At 35.5% G+C, this 6,135-nt stretch carries 7 protein-coding genes and 1 pseudogene; all 8 read right to left on the bottom strand.

Annotation, left to right across the window (positions count from 1 at the left end):
- Positions 1-627 (bottom strand): annotated as a pseudogene (locus DWV53_RS13510) (sugar nucleotidyltransferase); the annotation flags it as partial.
- A 7-nt stretch (positions 628-634) separates the two neighbouring features.
- Positions 635-1,651 carry an NAD-dependent epimerase/dehydratase family protein gene (locus DWV53_RS13505; protein WP_118154900.1) on the bottom strand — a complete coding sequence of 339 codons (1,017 nt, stop codon included), beginning with the start codon at positions 1,649-1,651 and terminating at the stop codon, positions 635-637.
- A gap of 11 nt (positions 1,652-1,662) precedes the next feature.
- Positions 1,663-2,298: a hypothetical protein gene (locus DWV53_RS13500; RefSeq protein ID WP_118154897.1), complete on the bottom strand. Its 636-nt coding sequence runs from the start codon at positions 2,296-2,298 to the stop codon at positions 1,663-1,665.
- Positions 2,295-2,885 (bottom strand): phosphoribosyltransferase, encoded by a 591-nt coding sequence (locus tag DWV53_RS13495; protein ID WP_118154894.1) that lies wholly within the window; start codon positions 2,883-2,885, stop codon positions 2,295-2,297. Before DWV53_RS13495 ends, DWV53_RS13500 begins: the two co-directional genes overlap by 4 nt.
- Positions 2,882-3,664, bottom strand: coding sequence for a glycosyltransferase family 2 protein (locus DWV53_RS13490; protein ID WP_118154891.1), 783 nt, complete (start codon positions 3,662-3,664; stop codon positions 2,882-2,884). The genes DWV53_RS13495 and DWV53_RS13490 overlap by 4 nt, the downstream gene beginning before the upstream one ends.
- Positions 3,627-4,883 carry a glycosyltransferase gene (locus DWV53_RS13485; protein ID WP_118154888.1) on the bottom strand — a complete coding sequence of 419 codons (1,257 nt, stop codon included), beginning with the start codon at positions 4,881-4,883 and terminating at the stop codon, positions 3,627-3,629. The genes DWV53_RS13490 and DWV53_RS13485 overlap by 38 nt, the downstream gene beginning before the upstream one ends.
- Positions 4,884-4,973: 90 nt before the next feature.
- Complete coding sequence (locus tag DWV53_RS15985) at positions 4,974-5,471, bottom strand: hypothetical protein (RefSeq protein WP_220432014.1); 498 nt, start codon at positions 5,469-5,471, stop codon at positions 4,974-4,976.
- On the bottom strand, positions 5,468-6,135 hold a 668-nt coding region (locus tag DWV53_RS13475; protein WP_220432013.1), incomplete at its 5' end, for an EpsG family protein. The genes DWV53_RS15985 and DWV53_RS13475, both read right to left, overlap by 4 nt.

Genomic DNA, 6,135 nt, shown 5'->3' with positions numbered 1-6,135 from the left:
TATTCTAAATTCTTTTTTAATGTTTGATCTTTCTCTTCAAGTATTGAAAGCAGATACTTGCCGTAGTCATTCTTCAACATTGGCTGAGCATTCTCACGCAACGTATCACTATCTATCCATCCTTGGCGATAAGCAATACCTTCCAAGCAAGCAACCTTCAAGCCCTGGCGCTTCTCTAGGACTTCGATAAAGGTAGATGCCTCAGAAAGTGAATCATGGGTTCCGGTATCAAGCCAGGCGAATCCTCTTGCCATGGTCTGTACCTTCAGCTGCTTATCCTTCAGGAACTCCTGGTTTACTGTTGTGATTTCCAACTCACCACGAGCAGATGGTTTGATATGCTTAGCTACTTCCACCACCTTGTTAGGATAGAAGTATAAGCCAACTACAGCATAGTTGCTCTTTGGATGCTGAGGCTTCTCTTCGATACTCAGGCAATTGCCTTGCTCATCAAACTCTGCCACGCCATATCGTTCAGGATCGCTTACTCGATAACCAAAGACAGTAGCTTTGTTATTGATAATATATCATCGGTTTATCGAAGATAGGAATCAGCTGTTTGCTGACACCCTTTGTAATAGGATACAAACGCGTACCGCTACCACCTGCTAATACGATTCCTTTCATATATATATTATTTTAATCCTTGTCTGTCATTATCATCGAACCAGTCAGCAAGAGCTTCCTCAAAGCTCCACTTAAACTGATAACCGCAGTTCTTCAACTTCTCACCACAGATATTAGTAGAAATCTGGAGCTTCTTCACTCTCGCAGGACAGATACCCAACGGCGAACCAAGAAGCATGGCAGCTCTTGCCATAGGCATGATAACCCAGTTAGGAATATCAGGCACAAACTGAGTCAATCCTGTTACCTTCTTAATAGCCTCCACGATATGCTGAATAGTATAAGCAGGCTCGAAGCAACAATTGTATAACTCAACACCATGCTCATGATGCTCCAAGCGATAAAGCATGAAACGAACCAATTCCTTTACATAGATACAAGCCTTGATGGTATCCTTTCTGCCAGGGTAAGCAAACTTATGACCACGGATTGCCCAATACAATCTCGTGAAATTACCATTCTCACCCTTTCCGAATACCACACCAGGGCGAACGATAGTGAGCTGGCGATGAGCAGCATCACCATTCTGCCACTTCTCATGAATCTTCTCAGCTACCAACTTAGAGATACCGTATGCAGTATTAGGAGTTGGCAAAGTTGTCTCCTTCTTCAACTCCTCAGCAGCTCCGTATGGCGCAATACTTGAAGTAAACACAATCTTCTTGATATTCCACTTCTCTGCAAACGCCACCACATTCTCAGCACCTCGGATATTCGTCTCGAAATACTCATGATCTTCATGACCAGGAGTACGATGAACTGCAGCAAAGTTGAAGATGACATCATCCTCTGTAGGAGTAAATGGCAAGTTCTCTATAGGCTTGCGGATATCATACTCGATGAAAGTAGACTGCAACTTCTGCCCATCACGCAAAGCAGGCTTGTAATCCTTCACTACCGGATTAGGAGTACCAGGCTTAACGATGTCAAGGTTATATACTTGGGCGTTAGGATAACGCTCCTTAATCAAATTTGTAAGATGGGTACCGATGAAGCCGGTACCGCCAGTGATAATATAGTTCATTATCTAATGATTCATTTTGTATTAAAAACTTCAAATTCAATATTATTCCTTCTCAAATATGAAATAGTTTTTGCTGAAGGATTAACTATAATGTTTTTGTATTTGGGGACACGTAATAAAGGCAAATCATCATAATGATCTGTAAGCATTACTTCCAAGGTCACATGATTAACACCTAAATACGATAAGGTGTTTTTACATTTAACTGTTCTAACATTCTCTTTCCAGCTAAATCCACGTTTGGGTATTTGAGATGCACAACATCCATCTAAATGTAAACGCTTTGCTATTAACGAAGCATACGATTCAGGTGCTGCTGTTGAAAGCAAAACAAAGCTATCAGTATTGAGCCATTTAGTTACGATGTCTAGCACTTTACCATTTAGTTTAGGCCACAATGTATCCACAAAATCAGATAAGATTTTCTCTTTCATCATTGATTTAGAGAACAACAATATATATTTTTTCATTAACTCATGGGATATTATTCTGACTTTTCTTGCAAATACTAGGAAACAAAATATTAATGCCAAATCATACCTTGCTTTTTTCAGAGCAATTATACTTGTATAAACTATGTAGTCTTTGAATGTATTGGTATCCATCAAAGTTCCATCCAAATCTACGACCAGGGCTTTTCGTTTCATCTTTTCTTTATATCATTAGACCATGGAAAACGTATAAGCGTTCGGTTATAATACCTATAATAGTCTGCTACAACAAGAGGCTGTTTAGTAGTTATTGTTATAACTGCTATTTTTACATCTATATTCTCAAATTTACTCATTAGATATTGCTTGATGAGCAAAAGTGTTGCACCACTATCTATAGCATCGTCAACCAAGAGCACTTTTTTATGATCTCCGTCAGACAAAAAGGATACCACATTATCTGGCAATTTTATCGTACCTTTTCTCTTAGTATTATTTTTCTTAGATTTATACTCTAAGACTATAGACTCTAGAATACGCAAAAAATTCAAAACACTATAAGGTAAACTTTGGAGAATTCTATGAATCAAGCCCTTTTCCTTTTTTGTAGTACCGTCACGCTGGATTTTAACTTCAACATAAGTTGTTTCTTTGGGTGAGACTTGTACAATCTGCCGTCCTACATATCCACCACCATTCAAAACACCAATAATCACATCAGGATCATAATCAGCAAATATATCATGTCCCAACAGTAAACACTCTTTGTTAAAGTCTTCTGTATATAATGTTTTTACTTTCATTTGATTTTCTTTTGGGTTAATATCAATCTGAAATCTGGATTAATAAGCATCACTAATTTCTTTGCAAAGAATCTTGTTTTAAGATAAATATAAAAAACTAGCTTGCTAAGTCTAGTTCCACCATTACCTGAAATCACTTCCATATATTCCTTCCATTTCTGCTTATTGTGTGACTGGCTAACTCCTCCAAGTCTGAAGTTAACAACATCTACATTAATATAAAAGAACTTAGCCCCTTGTTTGTATGCTCTAACAAAAAAGTCTAAATCCATAATATATTTAAAGAAAATCTTGTACCCACCACATTTTTCATAAAGTTCCTTTGATATAAAGGTTGCATTATGGCAAATATGTAATGATAGCGGAGGAATTGGGAAATTCATTGTCGGCACATCTCTTGTCTTTGTGTCAGTCTTGTCGTTCCAAAACACTTGATTACATCTATAAATGTCATATCCAAGTGTGTATTTACTTGCAAACTGATTTAGCGCATTTTCAATCAACACATCATCGCTATTTACAATGCAAATTAAATCACCAGTTGCAACCTTGATACCCTTATTAAAAGCATCACTGATGCCATTATCGGGTTCTGATATTAAAACATCTACATATTTCTCATACTTTTTAATTATATCAAGAGTACCGTCTGTAGAACCTCCATCCACAATAACATATTCCAAATTGTTATAGCATTGAGCGATAACACTTTGGATAGTTTCCTCTATGTGCGCAGCACCATTATAACAAGCTGTGAGTATCGTAATTTTTGGCTTCATTTTTAATTATTTCATTATAAAGTTTTACATATTCTAAATTCTGCTTATAGCTATCATAAAGTCTCCGGGCTCTTATTATACAACTATTTGCATAATATGCCTTACCTTTTTCTATTACAAATTGTATCGAAGAAAGCAAATGCTCAAAATCTCTTTTTTTTACAACAACGCCTGTTTCAGCATCAATAGACTCCGCACTTCCACCAGTATCAAAGGTAACAACTGGAGTACCACAAGCGAGAGCCTCCAAATTTGTTGTCGGGAAATTATCTTCCAATGTTGGATTTATAAAAACAGAAGCTTCATTATAAAGTCCAGCAAGATCTGACACTGATTCTGTTCGCTTTATTCCCAAACAATGTTCGTTAGGCAAAACCTTTAACTGTTTATCTGTTAATCCAACAATAACTAATATTTGATCAGACTTTAAGTGCTTAGGTAATTCTAACAAAAAAGAAATACCCTTTCTTTTTTCCCAGTTGTTCATGACAGCAAGGACTATTTTTACATTCTTCGTAATGCCATATTTGTCTCTGACATTTGATGATTTCTGCTTGAAAACGCTCAAATCCACACCATTATTTATAACTCTTATAGGATAAGATTTCAAGAAAGAATTCTTTACGTGGTCTGCTAACCATTTTGAAGGCGTAACTATCGTTAGATTATCGCACCCTGTAAAAACTTGCCTTTTATCATTCCAATTCTGCTGACCTAGATTAAAAAACCATGTCTTTGGATAATCATGCTTACATGGACATATTCCGTGACATCCCTCCATCCATTTAAAACAATTCGCCATGTCAAAGTAAGCGCACCATCCTGTAAAGCTCCAACAATCATGCAAAGTCCAAACAACTGGAATATGATGCTGCTTAATATAACTGAATAGCATTTTTACATTAATATACGAATTATGTATATTATGCAGATGAATGATATCTGGGCTGAAATTATCCAAGAATTTAATCAACAGTTTTGTTTCATGCACATTATAAAAGCCATGATGTGGCCATACCCTTGTTTTTAGGATGTTCCACTTTCTTCTTATACGACCTTGCAATCTTAAAGAATTGTCTGCTGGCATTTCAGAAGTTTCATAGCCATATATTGCATAAGTTTCATTTCCTAACTCGGCTGCAATTTGATTAATTTCATAAGCTATTCTACCTGTACTTCCACCTGTTTTATATACAGTGTTTATCTGAACTATCCTCATTTTCTTTAAATTTTAGTATTCGAGCAGGTATACCTACAACTATCGCATTGTCAGGTATATCCTTTACTACTACCGCATTAGGGGCTATTGTCACATGATTACCGATATGTACCCCCCCAGAATCTTTGCACCAGCACCAATCATAACGTGATTGCCTATAACTGGGCATCCATTTGATTTGGCTCCGATTACAACTCCAGGGAATATGGTTGCATAATCTCCAATCTTTGCATCGGCGTTAACTATGATACTACCATAATGATAAATCAAGAGACCTTTTCCGAAAGAACCAGGATCTATCTGGAATCCTGTTTCTCGTGACAATACTCTTAATCGCCAATAACGATAAATCATACATAACGTATGATAAAGGCTATTTATACCTTTGGGCTTGGCAAGTATAGAATTATTCTTATTGTATTCTGCATAACGCAGATTCTTGACATAAAGCCAAATTCTATAGGTTGAAGATTGAGGAGTTGTCACCAAACGGTTCTTTATGCACTTAAAATAACCGCAAGAAACTTTCTTGTAAAATAAAGAATCCTCATTTAAATAATTGCGTAATTTTTTTTTGCTATTTATCATATTCCTATTATTGATGACTTATAAGGAATTACTCCTGCCATGTTATCATGATTAGATTGAGCATATATAAATGCTCCAAGAAGAAGTATATATATTATTTGGGCTAGTTTCTTACGAGTGCCATTTTTGCAAAGATTCAGTAATGTTGGTTCTGTAATAAGAGCAAGTAACATTGGATAAAATGAAACACGAAAAGCAACTTCAAACATATTAGCTAGAGACAAAAATAACAATGTCAAGAAACTAGAATAATAATGAACAAATTTCAATTCCTTATATTGACTTTTTATAAAATACGGAGTTAAAATAAACCATAAAACGAGTAACAAATTGGCTTTAGCTGTACTTACACCAGAATCCAAATATTGACTTGCCATTCGTTCTGCAAATAATCCACTAGTTGCAATAAAACTAAAAAGTGTTACAGATGACAGATATACTATTAATATAGATATTAGAAAAATCCAATTCTTTTTTTGGAAATTACTTAGTAATGGAATTCCTGCTAGCATTATTAAAAAAGCTCCAGAATTATGAAACAGATATGCTATTACCACTAAAAGAGCAAAATAAACATATTTTTTTTCAAATAAATAAATAAATGAATATAAAGAAACGCATAGAGATAAAGATTGGCGCATTAAAGAGAATCCATACCAATAAA

The organism is Segatella copri (genome assembly GCF_003465495.1).
GTDB classification, from domain to species: domain Bacteria; phylum Bacteroidota; class Bacteroidia; order Bacteroidales; family Bacteroidaceae; genus Prevotella; species Prevotella copri_G.
The sequence above is the reverse complement of the archived record's forward strand: the minus strand, read 5'-3'. Positions and strand labels throughout refer to the sequence as shown.